Consider the following 21,170-nt stretch of genomic DNA (forward strand, 5'->3'; position numbering starts at 1 on the left):
TGTAAAAATAGTATTAAACTGTGTAATAGTTAATTTGAATATGTTTTAATTTGTAGTGAAATTGAAGAATTATGATTGAAAAACAACACCTCATTGACCGATTTATCAGCTATGTAACCATAGATACCGAAAGCGATCCGGAAAGTGATACCACCCCCAGTAGTGCCAAACAATGGGATCTTGCCAAAGCTTTAGTCATTGAATTAACGCGAATTGGAATGCAGGATGTCACCATCGACGATAACGCCTACATTATGGCTACGCTTCCTTCAAATGTAGCTCACGATGTCCCGGTTATTGGCTTTATTTCACATTTTGATACCACCCCCGATTTTACAGGTGCCAATGTAAAACCACAAATTATTGAAAATTACGATGGCAAGGATATAGTTTTAAATGCTGCGGAAGATATAGTGCTTTCCCCGGACGATTTCGATGATTTGTTATTGTACAAAGGAAAGACTTTAATCACGACGGACGGAACGACCTTGTTAGGAGCCGACGATAAGGCAGGAATTGCTGAAATTATTTCGGCCATGGAATATCTTATTCAGCATCCCGAAATAAAACACGGGACCATTCGGGTTGGTTTTACACCCGATGAAGAAATTGGCCGGGGCGCGCATAAGTTCGATGTTGACAAATTTGGAGCGGAGTGGGCCTATACCATGGACGGAAGTCAGGTTGGAGAATTGGAGTACGAAAATTTCAATGCCGCCGGTGCTGTGGTGACCGTAAAAGGTAAAATTGTACATCCCGGATACGCCAAAGGGAAAATGGTAAACAGTATGTACATCGCAACAGATTATATCAATTCGTTGCCGCGAATGGAAACTCCCGAACATACCGAAGACCGACAAGGGTTTTTCCACCTATACAGTATAAATGGTGAGGTAGACGGGACAAAGTTGCAATACATTATTAGAGACCACGACAAAAAGCATTTTGAAGCTCGTAAAGCCATGATGGTACAACTGGCCGAGGAGTTAAACGAACAATATGAAAGAGAAGTCGTTTCGGTTGAAATAAAAGATCAGTATTTTAATATGCGGGAAAAGATTGAACCCGTTATGCATATAGTGGATATAGCCGAAGTAGCCATGAAAATGGCCGGAATCGAACCCTTAATAAAACCCATTAGAGGAGGTACCGACGGATCTCAGCTTAGTTTCAAAGGACTGCCATGTCCCAATATTTTTGCCGGTGGGCATAATTTTCACGGTAGGTACGAATATGTCCCGGTAGAAAGTATGCAAAAGGCAATTGAAGTAATTGTGAATATTGCGCAATTGGTGGCCAAAGAGAAATAACCCCCACTTATATTAAATAAAAAAAACCTTCAGGAATCCTGAAGGTTTTTTATTTTTTAAACAGATGCAGCAACTATTTTGCAGGAGCATTTGCCTTTGTGGTCATTTCCATAGAAAGTGCGGAGCGTTCAAATTTAACTTTCCCGGCGCCGGTTTCTATAACACAGGTACCATCATCGTTAATCTCCAATAGTTTTCCATGCATTCCACTTTTTGTGACTATTTTATCTCCTTTTTTAAGGCTCTTGTCAAAGTTCTTTTCCTGCTTTAATTTTCTACGTTGTGGTAACACAATAAAGAAAATAATAAATACAGCAAAGAGCAATAAAGGCCCTAGAAATGATTGCATATCTCCACCCATACTTTCTTATTGGGTTTTGATTACCGGTTGACCTTGTACAGCTGCTCCTTCCGGTGCATTTACAAAGGCTTTTATCTTGATAGTTTCAGTACCTGCTGCAGTATTTGCAGTGATGGTCACTGTTTTACTAACCTGATTTTTTCCGCTACCGTTGAATTTTACCAACATTTCTCCTTTTTCTCCCGGAGCAACAGGTGCCTTGGTATATTCAGGAACAGTACATCCACAGCTACTTTTTGCATCTACAATTACCAATGGAGCAGTTCCAGTGTTTGTAAATTTAAAAACATGCTCTTGCGGTGCATTTTGCTCGATGGTACCAAAGTCGTATTCAACTTCATCAAAAGTCATTACAGGAACTCCTGCTGAATTGGCGTCACGATCTGCTGCAGCTGCAACATTGTCTTCGTTTACTTTGTCTGCAGCGTTATCTTTACAAGAAGTAAATGCAAAAACAGCTATAACTGCAAGAAATAAAATTGATTTTTTCATAGAATTAAAAATTTTAGGTTTTAAGCGTGGCTAAATTACTTATTTTTTTGCTTTTATGTAAGTCCGCGCCCAATTTTCTTTATTTTATTGGCTTCGGAAAAGTCCTTCACCAGTTTATCGAGTATTCCGTTAATAAACAGACTGCTCTTGGGAGTAGAGTATTCTTTAGAAACCTCTAGGTATTCATTAATGGTAGCTCGTACCGGGATAGACGGAAAATTCAGAAATTCTGAAATACCCATCTTTAAAATAATCATATCCAATTCGGCAATTCGCTCTTTATCCCAGTTGGGAGTTTTTCCTTCAATTTCCTTGTTGAGTTTATCTTCATTCAGAATAACTTTTCGGAACAATTGCAGTGCAAAATCCCGATCCTCTTCGTTTTTATACAATTCGGGAATAAGGGTGGCGCTGCAGTTCTTTTTTGAAACCTTTGAAAGTATTTTTACCAGTGCGGTGTTCACAATTGGAAAATCATCTATCCAGGTAAGGCGTTTGTCCTCCAAATATTCATACAACTTATCATTGGGTGCAATAACTTCCTTATACAATTTAATAACAAAGCTTCGGTCGTCATTAAAATTAGAGTTGGCATTCGCAAGATATTCGGTATACCATTCCTGCTCGAGTAACGACTTGAACAAAATACGAACGTATTCGTCGTCTTCCTTCCAGTAATTGAGTTTTTTATTTTTTATGACTTGTGAAAGGCCGGAATCCTTTGCTATTAAATCGATAAGTTGATTGTCTACAAAGGCTCTACTGGGATTCTTCTCCAGTGCGGTGGCAAGATGCTTTTGCTGCGATTTTTCCAAATAGTCTTCGGCGTGATCGCGCATTGCAACTAAAAGTTGAAGCATCAACAGGTATAAATCGTGCATCTGATCGATGCTATACCATAAGAACTTTTCCTGCTTATCAAGATCTTGATATTCGCTTTGGTTATAGGCGTAAATGGATTGTAACACTTTTACCCTAATATGTCTTCTTGTAAGCATAGTTATATAAAGAACATTTATAAATAGCAACGCACAAGATGGTACTTGTGCGTTGCAAATATACTATTTATATGTAAAATTTATCTCTTATTTTTTTTTGCCTCAATTCTTGCCATTGCAATATTTAAAGCAGCCTGCTGAGTTGTGATATCATGTGCTTCGGCATTGGTAAGAATCTCTAGGGTCGTGTTATAAATATTCTCTGTCTTGCGAATAATTTCCTGACGTCCGTAGTTCTCCAATTCGGCATACACATTAATAATTCCCCCGGCATTGATTAGGAAATCGGGCGCATACACAATCCCTTTCTCACGCAACATTAGGCCATGTCTTTGCTCATCGGCCAACTGATTGTTCGCTGCACCGGCAATGATCTTTGCTTTTAATTGATTGATAGTTGTATCGTTAACCGTGGCTCCCAAAGCACAGGGAGCATAAATATCCATCTGTTCGGCGTACAAATTGCTGCCACCGTAAATTTCGACACTGTATTTATCTCTCACATGTTCCAATCGCTCCTGATTGATATCGGCTATATACACCTTTGCACCTTCGTTGGTAAGATTTTCAACCAGGGCTTCACCAACATTTCCTATCCCTTCCACATAGATAACCTTATCTTCAAGAACATCACTTCCATAGGTGTATTTGGCTGCTGCCTTCATCCCCATAAAAACTCCGTATGCGGTGATAGGGGAAGGATTTCCGGCGCCTCCTTTAGATTCGGAAATACCGGTAACATAAGGTGTCACGGTTCGAACCAGGTCCATATCGGCAGTTTCCATTCCAACATCTTCTGCAGTGATATATTTTCCGCTTAAAGAGTGTACGAACTCACCAAATTTCAGCATCAATTCGGGTGTTTTTTGCGTTTTGGCATTCCCTATAATTACTGCTTTTCCACCTCCCAGGTTTAACCCTGTAATGGCGCTCTTAAATGTCATTCCGCGAGATAGTCGCAAAACGTCGTTCAACGCATCCCATTCACTATTGTATTGCCACATTCTGGTACCTCCCAAGGCAGGTCCCAAAACCGTATTGTGTATTCCAATAATTGCTTTTAATCCTGTATCTTTGTCGTTGCAAAAAACAACCTGCTCGTGATTGTCGAAGGACATTTGTCCGAATACCGGGTCTATTTTTTGAAGTTCATTAGCTTTTACTACTTCCGTCACCATAAAATTTTTATTTTTAAACTATCCTTAAAAAGGACGCGCAAAAGTAGTTGTTATGTAACAATCTTACAAAATAATTGTTGTTAAAATAGGAATTTGTTAATAAATAGTATTTCTTTAAATGAAAGAGCTCCAGCACCTTAACCACTACTTTCTTAAATACAGAGGCAGGTTACTTTTAGGGTTATTTATAACCATTATTGCCAGAATCTTCGCATTATTGGCTCCAAAATTCATTGGAGATTCGGTAGATGTTGTCGAAAAATATATCAATGGAGAAATAACCGACCTGGCATTTGTAAAGTCGGAACTACTTATAAATATTCTCTGGATTCTAGGAACCACTATTCTTGCTGCATTTTTCACCTTCCTAATGCGGCAAACTTTCATCGTGGTTTCCCGTTATATTGAGTTTGATCTTAAAAATGAAATATTTCAGCAATACGAGAAATTATCTTTAAGTTTTTACAAGCAAAACCGAACCGGAGACTTGATGAACCGAATAAGCGAAGATGTTTCGAAAGTACGGATGTATGTTGGTCCGGCAATTATGTATAGCACTACTACCATTACGTTATTTATTGTGGTGATAAGTTATATGTTTTACAAAGCCCCATTATTAACGCTATATGCCATCGCCCCGCTACCCATCTTATCGATTGCTGTGTACAGATTAAGTGTGGCCATTCATAAGCGCAGTACAGTGGTACAACAGTATTTGTCTAAGCTCACTACCTATACTCAGGAAAGTTTTAGCGGAATTTCAGTAATTAAAGCCTACGGAATTGAACCCAGAACCAACGACGGATTTGTATCACTTTCGGAGACGAGTAAGCAAAAGAATATAGATCTCGTAAAAGTTCAAGCTTTGTTCTTCCCCTTAATGGTACTACTTATTGGAATTAGCAATTTGATGGTAATCTATATTGGGGGAAAGCAATTTATTGACGGAACCATCGACGATTTGGGAACCGTTGTAGAGTTTTTAATCTACGTGAACATGCTTACCTGGCCGGTTGCTGTAGTAGGATGGGTAACCTCCATGGTACAACAGGCCGAGGCATCCCAAAAGCGGATCAATGAATTTCTGAAAGAACAACCTTCCATAATAAACAAGGTGGAAGAAGCCACTCCGGTACATGGTACCATCACATTTAACAATCTAACCTATACTTATCCCGATACGCAAATCACCGCCTTAAAAAATGTTTCCTTCGAAGTAAAATCGGGCGAAACCCTGGCCATCGTTGGAAATACAGGATCGGGGAAATCCACCATTTTAGAACTAATTGGTCGACTCTACGATGTGGAGGAAGGACAATTGTGCATTGACAACAAGCCTATCACCCGGCTGAATCTGGAAAGTTTGCGAGGCAGTATAGGCTACGTACCGCAGGATGCATTCTTGTTTAGTGATACCATCAGGAATAACATAAAATTCGGGAAAGAAGATGCTACAGACAAGGAAGTTTTTGAAGCCGCCAAAAATGCTTCGGTGCATCGCAACATTGTAGGCTTCAGCAAAGGCTATGACACTATTCTTGGAGAGCGCGGAATCACCTTGAGTGGTGGACAAAAGCAACGAGTATCCATTGCCCGTGCCATAATTAAAGATCCGCAAATCTTATTGTTCGACGATTGTCTTTCGGCAGTAGACACCGAAACCGAAGAAGAAATCCTACAAAACCTGCATAAAATCTCACAGAACAAGACAACTATCATTGTAAGTCACAGGGTATCTTCAGCAAAAAATGCCAACAAAATTATTGTTTTGGAAGAGGGTCAAATCATCCAACAAGGCACTCATAATGAGCTTGTGAGCAAAGAAGGGTATTACAAAGAGTTGTATGCAAAGCAACTTCTGGAAAAAGAAATGTAAAGTTTACTTTGGCATATTTATAAATTTTTTGGATTTTTGGCAGAACCTTAACAAAATTGACAATTATGAGTGATCAGTACATGATGGAGAAAGAAGAAATATTCTCGAAAGTGATGCGTGCAGGAAGACGCACTTATTTTTTTGACGTAAGATCTACCAAAGCAGGTGATTATTACCTTACAATTACCGAAAGTAAAAAGTTTACAAACGACGACGGATCCTTCCATTACAAGAAGCATAAGATTTATTTGTACAAGGAAGATTTTTCCGAGTTTCAGGATAATGTAAATGAAATGATACAGTACATCATCGATGAAAAAGGTGAAGAAGTAATTAGTGAACGTCACCAATCCGATTTCAAAAAAGACGATGACACTACTTCCGAAGCCACTGCACAAGTAGATGCAGATACAGACGAACCTGCTACTTCGAATTTCACCGACGTTGAATTTGACGATATTTAATAAATAGTAACATATTTTATAAAAACCGCTTCGATGTTTCGAAGCGGTTTTTTTATCTTTAAACTTTTCCTAACAGCAAACTATGAAGCAGCTATCTTTTCTCCTACTATTTTTCGTCTCATTTACAATTCCTGCCCAAGACTACAACGTAGATTTAAACTATTATTTACCTGGCGATGTAACCTACAATCAGAATATTCCTACTCCTAAAAGTATTTTAGGACATGAAGTAGGTGAATGGCATGTGACACACGACAAACTTGTACAATATATGTACGCTTTGGCGGAAGCCAGTGCTAGAATATCTATTGAAAACCGAGGAACTACTTTTGAAGGACGTCCGCTTTTGTTACTCACCATTAGCTCTCCTGCAAATCATTCTAATATTGAAAACATTAAAAAAGATCATATGGGTCTTACCGAAGCCAATGCAAGTTCCTTAAATACTTCTTCGATGCCCATTGTAGTCTATCAAGGATTTTCAATTCACGGGAACGAGCCCAGTGGCGCCAACGCCGGACTTGCAGTAGCCTATTATTTAGCGGCAGCTCAAGGTCCTAAAATTGACGAATTACTGAACAATACGATCATCCTTTTCGATCCGTCTTTTAACCCCGACGGACTCCAACGTTTTGCCGCGTGGGCAAACATTCATAAGGCAAAAAATATAAATCCGGATCCCAACGACCGTGAGTACAGCGAGGTTTGGCCCGGAGGTCGTACCAATCATTACTGGTTCGATATGAATCGGGACTGGCTTCCGGTACAACTTCCTGAAAGCCGTGCGCGGATTGCAACATTTCACGACTGGTATCCCAATATTTTAACCGATCACCACGAAATGGGTACCAATTCCAGTTTTTTCTTTCAGCCCGGAATACCCTCCAGAACACATCCGTTAACACCCAAAAAGAATCAACAGCTTACAGCAGCCATTGGAAAATACCACGCCAAGGCACTCGATAAGGTTGGTAGTTTTTACTATACCGAAGAAGATTTCGACGATTTTTACTATGGAAAGGGTTCTACCTTCCCCGACATCAACGGCGGCATCGGAATTCTTTTCGAACAAGCTTCGTCCAGAGGTCACGCGCAGGAAAGTGATAATGGAATACTCACCTTTCCGTTTACCATTCGCAATCAATTTACAGCAGCACTTTCTACTTTGGAAGCTGCTGTGGGTATGCGACAAGAAATCCTAGACTACCAACGTGAATTTTACAACGATGCCCGAAAAGAAGCTTCGGCAGGAGGAGCCATAGTCTTTGGAGATGCTAAAGACGCTTCGAAAGTGTATCATTTGGCAGAAATTTTACAGCGCCATAAAATTAAGTTTCACGAAGTAAAGGAAGATTTTTCAAGTGACGGCAAGCAATTCAGAAAAGGAAACAGTTATATCATTCCGAAGAATCAAAAACAACACCGACTTATAAACGCAATGTTCGAAAAGCGTACAAAATTTCAGGACAGTTTATTTTATGATATAAGCGCCTGGACCTTTCCGTTGGCCTTTAATTTGGATTATAGTGAAGCCGCTACGATGGCACGGGCAGGAGCTGAAGTTACCAATCTGCAGAAGAAATCGATCACTGCACCAAGTCCGTCGAACTATGCCTACCTATTGGAATGGCACGACTACTACGCTCCAAAAGCGCTGAATACAATTCTAAAAAGAGGATTACGCGCCAAAGTAGCGATGAAACAGTTTGAAATAAACGGAACACAATACGATTACGGTACTATTTTAATACCGGTGCAAAATCAGTCGCTCAACCATACCGAACTTTCGGCCTTTTTAAAGGAAGTTGCCAATCAATCTAATGTGACCATCTATAGTGTTACCACGGGTTTGACCAGCGGAATTGATTTGGGAAGTAGCGAATTTAGAATGCTTGAACTTCCAAAAGTAGCCATGGTGATTGGTGATGGAATTAATCCGTACGATGCGGGAGAGATCTGGCATTTGTTTGATCAACGCTTCGACATGTTACTTACTAAAATAGATTCAAGGAATTTTGGCCGCACCGATTTAAGCAGATATACCGATATCATTCTTCCTAACAGTTGGGGAAATGCGTTGGAGAAAAAGGATGCGGAAAATCTTAAAAACTGGGTTCAACAAGGAGGAACATTAATCGGTTACAAAAATGCAGGAAACTGGTTTAATGATAACGAATTGCTCAAAATGGAATTTGAAACCAAAAAAGATACAGCGACAAACATTAGTTTCGAACAAATGGGCGATTATCGCGGAGCACAGGTAATTGGTGGTGCCATCTTTGAAACAAAATTAGACCGCTCCCATCCCATTTCATTTGGGTATTCGTCTACATCATTACCGGTATTTAGAAACTCCACACTTTTCTTAAAACCCGATGTAAATAGCTATAACAATCCTATTCAATATACGACTAGCCCCCTACTAAGCGGTTACATTTCACAGCCCAACCTAAAATTGTTAGAAAACTCTTCAGCATTTAAGTCGGGACGTTTGGGGCGAGGTCATGTGCTTTACTTTACAGACAATACCAATTTCAGGGCATTTTGGTACGGCACCAACAAATTGCTTATGAATGCGATTTTCTTTGGAGATGAAATGTAATGTTTGAATCCTCTTGTTAACCATAAAATTTAAAGTTTAGAGGCGCCTGTTCATGCAGGCGTTTTTCGTTTTTAAAACCCTATCTTTGCCGCTTTTTAAGCGGAACCTATGTTGTTACAACGAACCATCAAGAACTTTACTCAAAATCCTAAAAACGATATCCTATCCGGTCTCACTGTTGCTCTGGCCTTAGTGCCCGAAGCAGTGGCTTTTGCCTTTGTAGCCGGAATTGACCCTCTGGTAGGACTGTACGGAGCCTTTATGATGGGAATTGTTACTGCCCTGTTTGGCGGGCGCCCCGGAATGATTAGTGGAGCTACGGGAGCAATGGCAGTGGTGATGGTACATCTTATCATGAAAGGGAATGAGGTAGGTGATGCCCTGTCAACCCCGGTTGAGAATCTGGGATTGCAATGGTTGTTTATCACCCTTCTTTTTGTGGGTGGAATTCAAATATTAGCAGGCGTGTTTCGCTTGGGAAAATTTGTGAGATTAATTCCGCACCCGGTTATGATGGGCTTTGTAAACGGTTTGGCAATTGTAATTTTCCTATCCCAATTGGGCCTTTTTAAAGAAAATGTAGACGGAACCTGGCAGTTTATGCAGGGAGCAAACCTTTGGATTATGTTAGGTCTGGTGGGACTCACCATGGCAATTATGTTCGGACTTCCGAAGCTTACAAAAAAGGTACCTGCAGCTTTAACGGCTATTGTTATAGTAGCCAGTATTACTATTTTTGGAGGTTTGGATGTAAGTACGGTGGGTACCTTCATTAAAGATGGTGGTGGTGACGGATTACAGGGCGGACTTCCAACTTTCCAGGATCAGATTTTTACATTGCTTTATACGCTGCAAGGAAATTGGGATATCATACTCTCAACCGCGGTAATACTTGCTGCTGTAGGTTTAATTGAATCGTTAATGACACTGAATTTAATTGATGAAATGACCGAAACCCGAGGAAGCGGAAACCGGGAATGTGTAGCTCAGGGAGGTGCCAATATTCTGAATGGTCTATTTGGCGGAATGGGCGGTTGTGCCATGATCGGGCAGTCTATTATCAATATCAATTCCGGTGGACGCGGAAGACTTTCTGGAGCTGTTGCGGCTGTTGCGTTATTGTGTTTTGTATTATTTGGCGCACCCTTGATAGAACAAATTCCCATCGCTGCCCTAGTGGGAGTGATGTTTATGGTAGTAATCGGGACTTTTGCATGGAGTAGTTTCAGAATATTACATAAAATTCCATTGTCTGATGCCATTGTATTGATCGCAGTTTCGGCCATCACGGTTTGGCAGGATTTGGCGATTGCGGTAATTGCTGGAGTCATCATGAGCGCCTTGGTATTTGCCTGGAAAAATGCAACCATGATTAGAGCGCGGAAACGTATAAAAGAAGACGGTACCAAAGTGTACGAAATTTGGGGACCGCTATTCTTTGGAAGTGTACAAAACTTCAATTCGAAGTTCGATTTTAGTACTGACCCGGATAAAATTGAGATAGATTTTATCGAATCTAAAGTAAGCGATCACAGTGGTGTGGAGGCACTTCGGAATATTGCCAACAAATATCTGGACAGCGGAAAGCAAGTAAAACTTACACACCTTAGTCCGGATTGTAAAACGCTTTTACTGAAGTGGAATCCGGCCTTCGAAACAGTGATTGAAGAGGCTGTAGACGATCCTCGGTACTATGTGGTAACCGATACGTTGGACAGTGATGTCTAATTATACATTATAAAGGAAGTACTATCGAGAATTTGGTGCCTTTTTTCAACGTAGTTTTTACTAAAATTTCTCCTTTATGCTTTTTTACAAATTCCTGACTAAGCAGTAAACCCAGTCCTGTACCCGATTCACCCGAAGTTCCCATTTTACTTACCTGCGCCTGAAGTTCAAAGAATTTATCTAATTCTTTTTGCTTCATTCCTGTACCATTATCTTCAATTTCGATGATTAAGAACTCTTTTTGAACCTTAGTGGAAACAAGGACTAAGCCTTTTTCATAGCTATATTTTATTGCATTTGAAATTAGATTTCTAATTGCAGAGCCCAACATATCCTTATCGGCCCATAACTCTAAATCTTTGTCCAAATCCAATTTTAAATCAATCATTTTATTCGACGCTTGCTGCTTTAAAATCGAGAATTGCTCAGATATTAAGCTATTGATGTGAAATTTAGTAGGATTGAAGTCCAGAGATCCTGTTTGAGTTGAAGACCATCGCAACAGATTGTCTAAAAGATTTACAGTACTTTGAGTGGAATCTTTGAGGTCGGTAATAATGTTTTTAAGACCGGCATCCTCTATTTCTTCATCTTCTAATAAATGCAAAAGTCCTTTAATGGAATTTAAAGGTTGTTTTACGTCATGACCTACAATTGAAAACAATTTATTCTTCGTCACATTTAGTTTCGTCAATTCTACATTTTGTCGAGCTGTCTCCTCCCTATTTATCATTAATAGTGCATTCGTCTCTTTCATTTTCCGATTTAAAAGCCTCGATCGAAGCATTTGTTTATTTAAAAGAAAAAACAATAAGGTTAGAATAAAATGTCCAATCCAAAGGATGTAAATAAAATTGCTATTTGCAACAACCTTTTCTTTGTATGCTGTTCCAATCTCAATAGTACTACCATACTTAAAAAGATTGGTGTAAATAAAGTCGGTATGCTCCAGTTCGTAATTTGCATAGTGCTCCGGATCTTCTTGTTGACTGTAGACCAATGTGCCGTCGTATACCTGGGTTCTGTCGAAATCGAACATGTCATTAAATTTAAATTTGAAGACAAAATCCTTGCTCGATTCATCTTCATACAATTCGTGCATAATACTTTCGAAACTAATTATAGGTGCCAGATAACCCAGTGTCCTGCCCTCTCGATGAATCCTAAAATTTATGGGTAATCCAACCCAGCCTTCTACTAAATTGATAGGTGGAAATAATGTTAATTTGTCGTCTAACATCAGAGTGTTAAGAACTTCTAATTGTTCTTCACTTCGAAAGACTGAAACAGACTTACCCACCAAATCTACCGGATTCATGTGATATCTTGAAAAAGAATATTGAAAAATATGATTGGTATCTATATAAGACACTACAATCGAATCTTTAGAATTAAGATCATTCAATTGATTTTGAACGAAGTGTTGAAGTTCCTCTGCCGAGGGAATTTCATTTGACAAATTCATATAGGATCTCATGCCACTTACAACTGCAGCAAATTTATCTATTGCAATTGAGAATTTGCTAATAACTTGATTATGGGATTCCTCAAGTATGAGCGTTTGTTTTTGAAGTTGGTTTTGCTTCTGATTTCGGTCAACTAATATTATGGCAATACAACCAATAATTAAAATGATCAACGTCCATAAATTTTGCTTGATAATTCTCATAGATTACACACAAGTGGATTTGGGCAATGTACACAAAAATCATCAGCTTTGTCACGATACGAAACTGAACACCTTCCGCTTTTCTACAAAACGAATAGTTTTGGGGTTAAGGGGTTCGTAAAATTTTGGTAAATCACAAATTTATATATTTTATTTTTTTATATTCTTTGCATTAGAGGTAGCTAAAGGTTTCTGAACTCAAAAATATTGGCAGGTCTGCAAAATCGACTACTGTTAATAAATGCTTAATTTTTAAGTCGATATCATCCGATTAACTACTTTAGCCGAATTTTAAATTTCAACTATGAACCGAATAAAATTACTTTCTTTAAGCATTTTAGTTGTATTAATTTCTCATCTGGGAAATGCTCAAAATGATAGTATATCTGATGCTGCCGATTCTACTTCGGTTTCGGTTGTTAAGAATTACAACAAGAAACTCAAAGAACTCGAAACTCTTCGTATTTCAGATTCCATTGAAAAAGTAAAATTAGAGCAGCAAATTGTTGCACTTAGTAGTTCGGATGGCGAAAAACGACTTGAGCTGGAAGAACAACTTAAGAGATTAAATGAGAATGAAGCGCGATTAATTTCCGAAAAAAAGCAGCAAATTGAGGCGCTTCGTAAATCGGTAAAAGGCCATCCTGTTCTTGGATTTTTTAACGATACACTCTTTTTAATTCATACCAAATTAGGCAGTTTTTCACCTAAGGAGCGTGCCGAAGCGGTAACCCGACGTATTCAAACATTACCAAACACTATTGGCTTTGCAGCAGATTCTTTGAAGGTTGTGGAAGTTGAAACCACCTTTGATTTGGTGTATCAGGAAACAATTATTATCAGCGTTTCTGAAAATGATGCCCTATGGAATGACACCACCAGCTTTAAATTGGCAAAATCGTATAAAGAAATTGTTGGGAACGCTGTAACAAAATACAAAGAAGAAACAACCCTTTTCTCCATAGCTAAACAAATTGGGTTGGCAATTCTGGTAATTCTGGTCATAGCATTGCTTATAAAATATATTTCGAAATTATTTGTATGGACAGCGCTTAAAATTAAAGAACAGGAAAACAAACGAATCAAGGGTATAAAGTTTAAAAACTATACCTTCTTCGATGCTGCCAGACAAGTAACGGCACTCCTTTTGGCGAATAAGGTACTTAAATGGTTTACCATTCTTTTGGCTATATATATTGCTTTACCAATCCTTTTTGGAATTTTTCCGTGGACTCAGAACTTTGCCGATACTCTGTTTGGATACGTATTTAATCCTGTAAAAAAGATACTCCTCGCCTTTTGGAATTTTCTCCCCAACTTGATTACAATAGCGGTCATTATTTTTGTGTTCCGCTATGTGCTGAAGGCGCTTCGATTTCTAAAAAATGAAATTGAAAAAGGGAACCTTACAATTCCCGGCTTTTATCCCGATTGGGCTACGCCTACTTACCAACTGGTGCGTATCATGGTAATTGCTTTTATGATCGTGGTAATTTTCCCGTATTTACCGGGAAGTGACTCTCCGGTTTTTAAAGGAGTTTCGGTATTCCTCGGATTTTTGTTCACCTTCGGATCGGCCGGATCTTTGTCCAATATTATAGCAGGATTGGTACTCACCTATATGCGTTTGTTCAAAATAGGTGATAGAGTAAAAATTGGAGATGTATTTGGAGATGTTATAGAAAAATCGACCTTGGTAACACGGGTGCGTACTATTAAGAATGAAATTATTTCCATCCCCAATTCCACTGTAATGAATAGTCACACCATAAATTACAGTAGTGACGCTCCTGAAAAAGGCCTGATTATTCATTCAACTGTTACAATAGGTTATGATGTTCCCTGGAAGCAGATGCACGAGACGCTAATTGAAGCTGCTAAAAGAACCGAAATGATACTCCCTGAGCCAACTCCTTTTGTATTGCAAACCAGTCTGGACGACTTTTATGTCTCTTATCAAATTAACGCATACACCAAGGAACCTAATAAGCAGGCAGTTATCTACTCAAACTTGCATCAAAACATTCAGGATGTTTGTAATGAAAACGGAATTGAAATACTCTCCCCGCATTATCGTGCCGCTAGGGATGGGAATACTACTACCATACCTTCAGGGTATCTTCCGAAAGATTATATCGCGCCTAGTTTCAATATTAGAACTAAAAAAGAATAGTAACGAACCGCGATTTTATTGAATTAGCATAATATTTCCAATACGACTGACTTCACATTTTAATTACAAATATTAAAGGCTAGGTGTAACAAATAACAACTTTACTCCTCCTTTCATTAAACTTTCAAAGCCCAACCCATGAAAAAACATATTCTGGTGATGATCACTATTGGTCTATTCGCGTGCAGCGATAAAAAATATGCTCCTTCAGATTCAAGAAATTCTGAACCTGAAGTAAACAAAACATATGAATTTAAAAGTCCGTCGTCCTTCTTTCCAAAAGAAAAAGCACAAGTTCTTGTTGTTGGGACTTTTCATTTCGATTATCCAGGACTGGATGCCTATAAAACCGCTGAAGAAAATAAAATGGCCATTTTAAGCACCGAACGCCAGAAACAAGTACGAGAATTAGTGGATTATATTAAAAGATTTAAACCCACTAAAATTGCAGTCGAATCCCCGGCCTCGTATGCTCAAAAAGAAAATGATGAATTGAAAGCTTATAAAAACGGGGATCTTAAACTAGGCCGCAGCGAAGGACATCAGCTAACAATGCGAATTGCCAAGGAAATGAACCTAGATACCATTTATGCAATCGATGCAAACGCTTTTACCGACGATATAGCCGAGAGGGATTCTATCTTCGCAAAAGCACTTTGGAAAGACTATGATTGGCAAAGTGATGATCCTGTACAAAAGTACTTTATGGATTGGTTGGGCTACGAGGATGTAGCCATTAAAAACTCCAGTTTGTTAGAGTATTTCAAACATATGAACAGCCGTGAAAGTCATCAATATGGCTATGGCGCATATTTGGTGGGGGATTTTGATTTGGGCGAATATCAAGGGGCAGACGTGTTGGCAGCCTATTGGTATAATAGAAATTTACGAATTTTTAGAAATTTAAAACGTATTACTGATGGTCCGGATGACAGAATTGTACTGATTTTTGGCAACGGACATGCGGCTATTTTAAGACAACTTATAGAAGCTTCGCCCGAATACGAATTTGTTGAGTTTGACAGTTTATAAAACCACGGAAATATTATAAAATGCGCAATCCGTTTTCAACTGTTTTTCCCGGTTGCAACAGAGTTACGCTTTTTCCTTCAACAGCACCCAAAACCAAACACTCGCTCATAAAAGGACCTATTTGTTTCTTCGGAAAGTTAACCACGGCAATTACCTGCTTACCAACCAATTCGTCTTTTTGATACAATGCGGTTATTTGTGCCGAGGACTTTTTAAGGCCCAATTCGGGACCGAAGTCTATTTTTAATTGATAAGATGGATTTCTCGCTTCGGGAAAATCATTTACCTCGATTATAGTGCCTACCCTCATGTCCACCTTTTCGAAGTCATTCCAGCTAAGGTTATTCGTCATGATGCATTTTCAGTTTTTGAATCATTTCAGATGAAACAGGTCCGGTATCGGCACCATATGCATCTACCAAGAGTCCCTTTTTTCCATCATTGGTTTCTATTAAATATAAAATTGTATTATCGCCAGGGTCGGTCATCCCTTCAAAACGGTAAAAACCGGTTACTTCCAATTCTCCTGCTTCCCATTGGGTTTTGTATTTTTTACATTCTACGCCTTTTTCTATCAGATTGAAATCGGCAGTATACCCCTCTTTCTGAAGGGCTTCAATTGCAACCGACAAGGACGAATACGAATTTTTCATAGGTTAGTATTTTATATAAAGTTACGAGAGAAGAAAGACATTCACAAAACTTTATATATTCTTTATGAAGTTGTAACTTTAGTACCCCGTTTGGCACTAATAAATAAAACCCTCTATGGCCCGTACTCCTTCAAATATGATTCCGTTAGGCACCAAAGCGCCCGATTTTAATTTACTCGATACCCGCACCAATAAAATGGTGTCACTACAAAGTATTAAAGGCGAAAAGGGAACGGTCGTCATGTTTATTTGCAACCATTGCCCCTTTGTTAAACATGTAAATGAAGAAATTGTACGATTAGCAAACGATTATCGCATTAACGGGTTTGGTTTTGTCGCAATAAACAGTAACGATGTTGAAAACTATCCCGAAGATGGCCCTGATAAGATGTGGGACGTTGCCCGAAAGGAAAACTATACTTTCCCATACCTATACGATGAAACACAGGAAGTAGCAAAAGCATATGATGCGGCATGCACTCCCGACTTTTATTTGTTCGACGATGCTTTAAAGCTTATTTATCGCGGACAACTGGATAATTCTCGTCCCGGAAACGGAATTCCGGTAAACGGAAGAGATTTACGCGAAGCACTCGACAATGTACTAAATAACAATCCGCAGCGAAAAGATCAAAAACCCAGCATTGGATGTAATATAAAGTGGAAAGGTGGGTCGTGAGGAGTGATTAGTGATTAGTGAAGTTTAGTCAATTTCATTTCCATTCAACCTTCAACTTTTGACTTTTGACTTTTAGCTTTTAACTAAAAACTATTTCCATCCTTCCCTAAGCATCAGGTTTTCAATATGAGCGTAATGGTGATTACTATGCCATGCGTAAATACCGGTTGCTTCGGCCAAGGAGATATTTCTGTGCCCGTCGGGATGAATAAATTCTTTCTGAAATTCTACATAGGTAAGTCCTTTCAACAGAAAAACCAATTTGGCATGCAATGCAGTTATGGAAAGGAGAGACATATCAATGGGAGCAGCCTTATAATCGTACAATTCGGCCCATTTCTTTTCATTATACGCCTTTATGATAGGTGTATCTTCGGTTAGGGTCCACTTAAAACGAGTATAACTGTTGTGGTGACTGTCGTAGATATGGTGAATTACCTGCTTTACTGTCCAACCTTCAGGGCGATACGGAGTGTTTAATTGTGCTTCGGAAAGAGAACTAACCAAATTTGACAGACGGTTAGGAAAATGTTCCAGAATAGAAATCCAGGCTTCTAATTTTTCATGCGTAATATTTGAAGGGCAATCAAACTTGCCAATGGGGTATTTTAGTTTTTCCAATTCCATGGCATAAAAATACGAAACGCCCCGATTTCCCGGAGCGTTTTTCAAGTATATATTTGCACTATTTATTTTACATGCATCAACTCGACGTCGAACACCAAGGTAGCATTGGGAGGAATCACTCCCCCTGCGCCTTGAGCCCCATAGGCCAAATGCGATGGAATCACAAAGCGAGCTTTGTCACCCACTTTCAATAACTGAATTCCTTCGTCCCATCCTTCAATCACGTTGCCCATTCCTAACGGAAATTCAATGGGGTTTCCTCGTTTATAGGAGTTGTCGAATTCACCTCCATCGGCGAGCATTCCTTTGTAATGTACACCTACGGTTTTACCCTTTTCGGCCTGTACACCGCTGCCTTTTTGAATGATTTGATATCTAAGTCCGCTTTCGGTAGTTTCAAATCCTTCCGAAATAGAGGTTAGTAATTCTTCCTGAGATTTTTTAGCCGCTTCTTCACGCGCAGCCTTCGCCCCTGTAAATTGTCTGAAATTCTCAACCGCATTCCATTTTTCGGCCTCTTTTCCCTGTCTGATAATTTCCACCTTTTTCATGGTATCCCCTTGCGCTATAGCGTCAACAACATCCTGTCCTTCCACTACATGCCCAAAAACAGTGTGGTTGTTGTCCAACCAGGGTGTAGGTACGTGTGTGATAAAAAACTGACTTCCATTGGTGCCTTTTCCGGCATTTGCCATGGACAACACTCCGGGAACATCGTGCTTCAATTCGGGATGGAACTCATCATCGAAATTATAACCCGGACCTCCGGATCCTGTTCCGTTAGGATCACCTCCCTGTACCATAAAATCGGGGATAACACGGTGAAATGTCAATCCGTCGTAGTACGGAGTCCCCTGAGCTTTTGCTTTATTTTCTAAATTACCTTCTGCCAAAGCGACAAAGTTCCCTACGGTTCCGGGAGTTTTGTCGTGAGTAAGTTTTATTACTATGTCACCTTTTTCGGTGATAAATTTTGCGTAAATACCGTCTTGCATGTTTCTGTTTTTTTATGAAGCTGCAAAGGTACGGATTGAAATTGAAAAAAGTTTAGGAAGAAAAGACTTTAAGATTCTCTTAATACTAATTGGGTTAGTTGGCGACCTCACTTATAAATTTGATGCGATATAACCGGAGTTCTTCCAGATCATAGTCTCCGTCGAACTCTTCCATAGCGTCTTCAATTTTATCGCTCTGAGCTTCCAGAAAATAGTCGTGGATTTCCTCTTGCTGATCTTCATCCAAAATATCATCGATCCAGTAATCGATGTTGAGTTTGGTTCCACTGTAAACGATGGCCTCCATTTCCTTTATAAAATCCGGCATTTCCAGACCTTTTGCTGATGCAATATCGTCTAATGGAAGCTTTCTATCTACACTCTGAATGATATACAATTTTAAGGCGCTATTTGTTCCAGTAGATTTTACAACAAAATCATCGGGGCGCAGGATATCGTTTTCTTCCACATAGTCATTGATGAGTTTTACAAACGAAACTCCGTATTTTTTAGCCTTGCCCTCTCCTACTCCGTGTACATTGGAAAGTTCCTCCAGAGTGATGGGGTATTTAAGTGCCATATCTTCCAAAGAAGGATCCTGAAATATCACAAAGGGCGGTAGGTTCAACTTGTCGGCCACCTTTTTACGTTCTGCTTTTAAGAGTCTAAACAGATTCTCATCGGCCGTTCCTCCACCTTTTTGGGCAACCACAATAGAATCGTCGTTCGCTTCAGTAAAGGAGTGATCTTCGGTCATCATAAAGGAGGTCGGGGATTTTATAAATTCTCTGCCCCTTTTGGTAATTTTTATGATACCGTAAGTCTCAATATCCTTTTTAAGAAATCCTGCTACCAATAATTGTCGTAACAAAGCCATCCAAAAGGAAGGTGTTTCATCTGCACCCACTCCAAAATATTCCTGTGCATCGGTACGATGAGATTTGATAAGTGCATTTATTTTTCCAACCAATACATTTACCACCTCCTTGCTCTTGTACTGCTCATTTGTTTTCTGAACGACTCTAAGTACAGTTTCGGCTTCCTTTTGCGCCTCATGCTTCTTTTTGGGATGCCTCATATTGTCATCCATATCGCCTCCATCTCCCGTTTCGTTATCGAATTCTTCCCCGAAATAATGCAGAATAAATTTCCTTCTTGAAATTGATGTTTCGGCAAAAGCGACAACTTCTTGTAATAGAGCATGCCCTATCTCCTGTTCGGCGACAGGTTTTCCACTCATAAACTTTTCAAGTTTTTCAATGTCTTTATATCCGTAGAAAGCCAGACAATGACCCTCACCCCCATCTCTTCCTGCCCGTCCTGTCTCCTGATAGTAACTTTCTATACTCTTCGGAATGTCATTATGAATCACAAAACGCACATCGGGTTTATCTATCCCCATTCCAAATGCAATAGTTGCGACCACCACATCGGCATCTTCCATCAAGAACATGTCCTGATGTTTTACACGTGTTTTGGCATCCAATCCGGCATGATAGGGAACTGCTTTTATTCCGTTTACCTGAAGCGTTTGAGACAACTCTTCTACTCGCTTCCTGCTTAAGCAGTAAATAATACCGCTCTTGCCCTCATTTTGTTTCACAAATCGGGTAATATCACTGTCTACATTCTTGGTTTTAGGCCTGATTTCATAATACAAATTAGGTCTGTTAAAAGAAGCCTTAAAAGTATTGGCATCCTGAATACCCAGATTCTTTAAAATATCTTCCTGTACTTTTGGAGTGGCCGTTGCGGTTAAGCCGATAATAGGAATATCATCCCCAAGACGTTTAATTATACTTCTCAGGTTTCTGTATTCGGGTCTGAAGTCATGCCCCCATTCACTTATACAATGCGCCTCGTCGATAGCCACAAAAGATATGATAACCGATTTCAAAAAAGCGACATTCTCTTCTTTGGTGAGTGATTCGGGAGCCACATAGAGCAATTTGGTGATTCCCTTCGAGATATCATCCTTTACTTTTTTGACTTCAGTTTTATTCAAAGAAGAATTTAATACATGGGCGATACCATCTTCCGAAGAAAGAGACCGTAAGGCATCCACCTGATTTTTCATCAAGGCGATTAATGGAGAGACAACAATGGCTGTACCTTCATTAATTAAGGCAGGAAGTTGATAGCATAAGGATTTCCCGCCCCCTGTAGGCATTATTACAAATGTATTCTCCTTTGAGAGCACACTTTTAACAACGTCCTCCTGAAGTCCTTTAAATTTAGTGAATCCAAAAAATTTCTTGAGTGCTGCGTATAAATCGATCTCCGTCACGCTGCTATGTCATTTAAGTTTAAATTGTCAAGGTTTTCCTATTATA

The 21,170-nt window shown here is 39.3% G+C and carries 18 protein-coding genes; 8 read left to right on the forward strand and 10 right to left on the reverse strand.

What is annotated here, in order from left to right:
* Positions 1-71: 71 nt before the first annotated feature.
* On the forward strand, positions 72-1,310 hold the full coding sequence (gene pepT, locus ATE92_RS00995; RefSeq protein WP_100801930.1) for a peptidase T: 1,239 nt from the start codon (positions 72-74) through the stop codon (positions 1,308-1,310).
* A 73-nt stretch (positions 1,311-1,383) separates the two neighbouring features.
* On the opposite strand, the gene yajC is transcribed toward pepT, so the two are convergent.
* From yajC to ATE92_RS01015, 4 genes are all read right to left on the reverse strand, one after another.
* On the reverse strand, positions 1,384-1,659 hold the full coding sequence (gene yajC / locus ATE92_RS01000; protein ID WP_232729088.1) for a preprotein translocase subunit YajC: 276 nt from the start codon (positions 1,657-1,659) through the stop codon (positions 1,384-1,386).
* Between the two features lie 18 nt (positions 1,660-1,677).
* A complete protein-coding gene (locus ATE92_RS01005; protein WP_100801932.1) occupies positions 1,678-2,163 on the reverse strand; it encodes a DUF1573 domain-containing protein in 486 nt (161 codons plus the stop codon).
* A 53-nt stretch (positions 2,164-2,216) separates the two neighbouring features.
* Positions 2,217-3,161 (reverse strand): transcription antitermination factor NusB, encoded by a 945-nt coding sequence (gene nusB / locus ATE92_RS01010; protein WP_100801933.1) that lies wholly within the window; start codon positions 3,159-3,161, stop codon positions 2,217-2,219.
* Positions 3,162-3,241: 80 nt separating this feature from the next.
* Positions 3,242-4,339 (reverse strand): Glu/Leu/Phe/Val dehydrogenase, encoded by a 1,098-nt coding sequence (locus ATE92_RS01015; RefSeq protein WP_100801934.1) that lies wholly within the window; start codon positions 4,337-4,339, stop codon positions 3,242-3,244.
* A 118-nt stretch (positions 4,340-4,457) separates the two neighbouring features.
* Here ATE92_RS01015 and ATE92_RS01020 point away from each other — a divergent pair, with 118 nt between their 5' ends.
* From ATE92_RS01020 to ATE92_RS01035, 4 genes are all read left to right on the forward strand, one after another.
* On the forward strand, positions 4,458-6,215 hold the full coding sequence (locus ATE92_RS01020) for an ABC transporter ATP-binding protein (protein ID WP_100801935.1): 1,758 nt from the start codon (positions 4,458-4,460) through the stop codon (positions 6,213-6,215).
* A gap of 65 nt (positions 6,216-6,280) precedes the next feature.
* Complete coding sequence (locus ATE92_RS01025; protein WP_100801936.1) at positions 6,281-6,679, forward strand: PUR family DNA/RNA-binding protein; 399 nt, start codon at positions 6,281-6,283, stop codon at positions 6,677-6,679.
* Positions 6,680-6,761: 82 nt separating this feature from the next.
* Positions 6,762-9,281, forward strand: a complete 2,520-nt coding sequence (locus tag ATE92_RS01030) for a M14 family zinc carboxypeptidase (RefSeq protein ID WP_100801937.1) — start codon at positions 6,762-6,764, stop codon at positions 9,279-9,281.
* Positions 9,282-9,389: 108 nt separating this feature from the next.
* Entirely contained in the window at positions 9,390-11,009 is a 1,620-nt protein-coding gene (locus ATE92_RS01035; RefSeq protein WP_100801938.1) for a SulP family inorganic anion transporter, read from the forward strand.
* 7 nt (positions 11,010-11,016) lie between these two features.
* Here the strand turns inward: ATE92_RS01035 and ATE92_RS01040 are convergent, their stop codons facing one another.
* Entirely contained in the window at positions 11,017-12,678 is a 1,662-nt protein-coding gene (locus ATE92_RS01040; RefSeq protein ID WP_100801939.1) for a sensor histidine kinase KdpD, read from the reverse strand.
* A gap of 304 nt (positions 12,679-12,982) precedes the next feature.
* On the opposite strand from ATE92_RS01040, the gene ATE92_RS01045 reads away from it, so the two are divergent.
* Both ATE92_RS01045 and ATE92_RS01050 read left to right on the forward strand, forming a co-directional pair.
* Entirely contained in the window at positions 12,983-14,851 is a 1,869-nt protein-coding gene (locus ATE92_RS01045; RefSeq protein ID WP_100801940.1) for a mechanosensitive ion channel domain-containing protein, read from the forward strand.
* A 138-nt stretch (positions 14,852-14,989) separates the two neighbouring features.
* A complete protein-coding gene (locus ATE92_RS01050) occupies positions 14,990-15,883 on the forward strand; it encodes a DUF5694 domain-containing protein (protein WP_198515583.1) in 894 nt (297 codons plus the stop codon).
* A 13-nt stretch (positions 15,884-15,896) separates the two neighbouring features.
* On the opposite strand, the gene ATE92_RS01055 is transcribed toward ATE92_RS01050, so the two are convergent.
* Together ATE92_RS01055 and ATE92_RS01060 are read right to left on the reverse strand one after the other, a co-directional pair.
* The gene (locus tag ATE92_RS01055) at positions 15,897-16,235 is read right to left on the reverse strand and encodes a tRNA-binding protein (RefSeq protein ID WP_100801941.1); all 339 of its coding nucleotides are present in this window, start codon (positions 16,233-16,235) and stop codon (positions 15,897-15,899) included.
* Positions 16,225-16,536 (reverse strand): phosphoribosylpyrophosphate synthetase, encoded by a 312-nt coding sequence (locus ATE92_RS01060; RefSeq protein WP_100801942.1) that lies wholly within the window; start codon positions 16,534-16,536, stop codon positions 16,225-16,227. The genes ATE92_RS01055 and ATE92_RS01060 overlap by 11 nt, the downstream gene beginning before the upstream one ends.
* Positions 16,537-16,651: 115 nt before the next feature.
* On the opposite strand from ATE92_RS01060, the gene ATE92_RS01065 reads away from it, so the two are divergent.
* The gene (locus ATE92_RS01065; protein WP_100801943.1) at positions 16,652-17,215 is read left to right on the forward strand and encodes a thioredoxin family protein; all 564 of its coding nucleotides are present in this window, start codon (positions 16,652-16,654) and stop codon (positions 17,213-17,215) included.
* Positions 17,216-17,305: 90 nt separating this feature from the next.
* Here the strand turns inward: ATE92_RS01065 and ATE92_RS01070 are convergent, their stop codons facing one another.
* The 3 genes from ATE92_RS01070 to recQ form a co-directional block, all read right to left on the reverse strand.
* Complete coding sequence (locus ATE92_RS01070) at positions 17,306-17,842, reverse strand: YfiT family bacillithiol transferase (protein WP_100801944.1); 537 nt, start codon at positions 17,840-17,842, stop codon at positions 17,306-17,308.
* 62 nt (positions 17,843-17,904) lie between these two features.
* Positions 17,905-18,837 (reverse strand): peptidylprolyl isomerase, encoded by a 933-nt coding sequence (locus ATE92_RS01075; protein WP_100801945.1) that lies wholly within the window; start codon positions 18,835-18,837, stop codon positions 17,905-17,907.
* A gap of 94 nt (positions 18,838-18,931) precedes the next feature.
* Complete coding sequence (gene recQ / locus ATE92_RS01080) at positions 18,932-21,124, reverse strand: DNA helicase RecQ (RefSeq protein WP_100801946.1); 2,193 nt, start codon at positions 21,122-21,124, stop codon at positions 18,932-18,934.
* Positions 21,125-21,170 lie beyond the last annotated feature (46 nt).

It is taken from the genome of Ulvibacter sp. MAR_2010_11, assembly GCF_002813135.1.
GTDB lineage: Bacteria > Bacteroidota > Bacteroidia > Flavobacteriales > Flavobacteriaceae > Altibacter.

What these genes read in the sequence shown, in the direction of transcription:
- pepT (WP_100801930.1), top strand. Translation starts at nt 72, where the DNA reads ATGATTGAAAAACAACACCTCATTGACCGATTTATCAGCTATGTAACC.
- yajC (WP_232729088.1), bottom strand. Translation starts at nt 1,659, where the DNA reads ATGCAATCATTTCTAGGGCCTTTATTGCTCTTTGCTGTATTTATTATT.
- ATE92_RS01005 (WP_100801932.1), bottom strand. Translation starts at nt 2,163, where the DNA reads ATGAAAAAATCAATTTTATTTCTTGCAGTTATAGCTGTTTTTGCATTT.
- nusB (WP_100801933.1), bottom strand. Translation starts at nt 3,161, where the DNA reads ATGCTTACAAGAAGACATATTAGGGTAAAAGTGTTACAATCCATTTAC.
- ATE92_RS01015 (WP_100801934.1), bottom strand. Translation starts at nt 4,339, where the DNA reads ATGGTGACGGAAGTAGTAAAAGCTAATGAACTTCAAAAAATAGACCCG.
- ATE92_RS01020 (WP_100801935.1), top strand. Translation starts at nt 4,458, where the DNA reads ATGAAAGAGCTCCAGCACCTTAACCACTACTTTCTTAAATACAGAGGC.
- ATE92_RS01025 (WP_100801936.1), top strand. Translation starts at nt 6,281, where the DNA reads ATGAGTGATCAGTACATGATGGAGAAAGAAGAAATATTCTCGAAAGTG.
- ATE92_RS01030 (WP_100801937.1), top strand. Translation starts at nt 6,762, where the DNA reads ATGAAGCAGCTATCTTTTCTCCTACTATTTTTCGTCTCATTTACAATT.
- ATE92_RS01035 (WP_100801938.1), top strand. Translation starts at nt 9,390, where the DNA reads ATGTTGTTACAACGAACCATCAAGAACTTTACTCAAAATCCTAAAAAC.
- ATE92_RS01040 (WP_100801939.1), bottom strand. Translation starts at nt 12,678, where the DNA reads ATGAGAATTATCAAGCAAAATTTATGGACGTTGATCATTTTAATTATT.
- ATE92_RS01045 (WP_100801940.1), top strand. Translation starts at nt 12,983, where the DNA reads ATGAACCGAATAAAATTACTTTCTTTAAGCATTTTAGTTGTATTAATT.
- ATE92_RS01050 (WP_198515583.1), top strand. Translation starts at nt 14,990, where the DNA reads ATGAAAAAACATATTCTGGTGATGATCACTATTGGTCTATTCGCGTGC.
- ATE92_RS01055 (WP_100801941.1), bottom strand. Translation starts at nt 16,235, where the DNA reads ATGACGAATAACCTTAGCTGGAATGACTTCGAAAAGGTGGACATGAGG.
- ATE92_RS01060 (WP_100801942.1), bottom strand. Translation starts at nt 16,536, where the DNA reads ATGAAAAATTCGTATTCGTCCTTGTCGGTTGCAATTGAAGCCCTTCAG.
- ATE92_RS01065 (WP_100801943.1), top strand. Translation starts at nt 16,652, where the DNA reads ATGGCCCGTACTCCTTCAAATATGATTCCGTTAGGCACCAAAGCGCCC.
- ATE92_RS01070 (WP_100801944.1), bottom strand. Translation starts at nt 17,842, where the DNA reads ATGGAATTGGAAAAACTAAAATACCCCATTGGCAAGTTTGATTGCCCT.
- ATE92_RS01075 (WP_100801945.1), bottom strand. Translation starts at nt 18,837, where the DNA reads ATGCAAGACGGTATTTACGCAAAATTTATCACCGAAAAAGGTGACATA.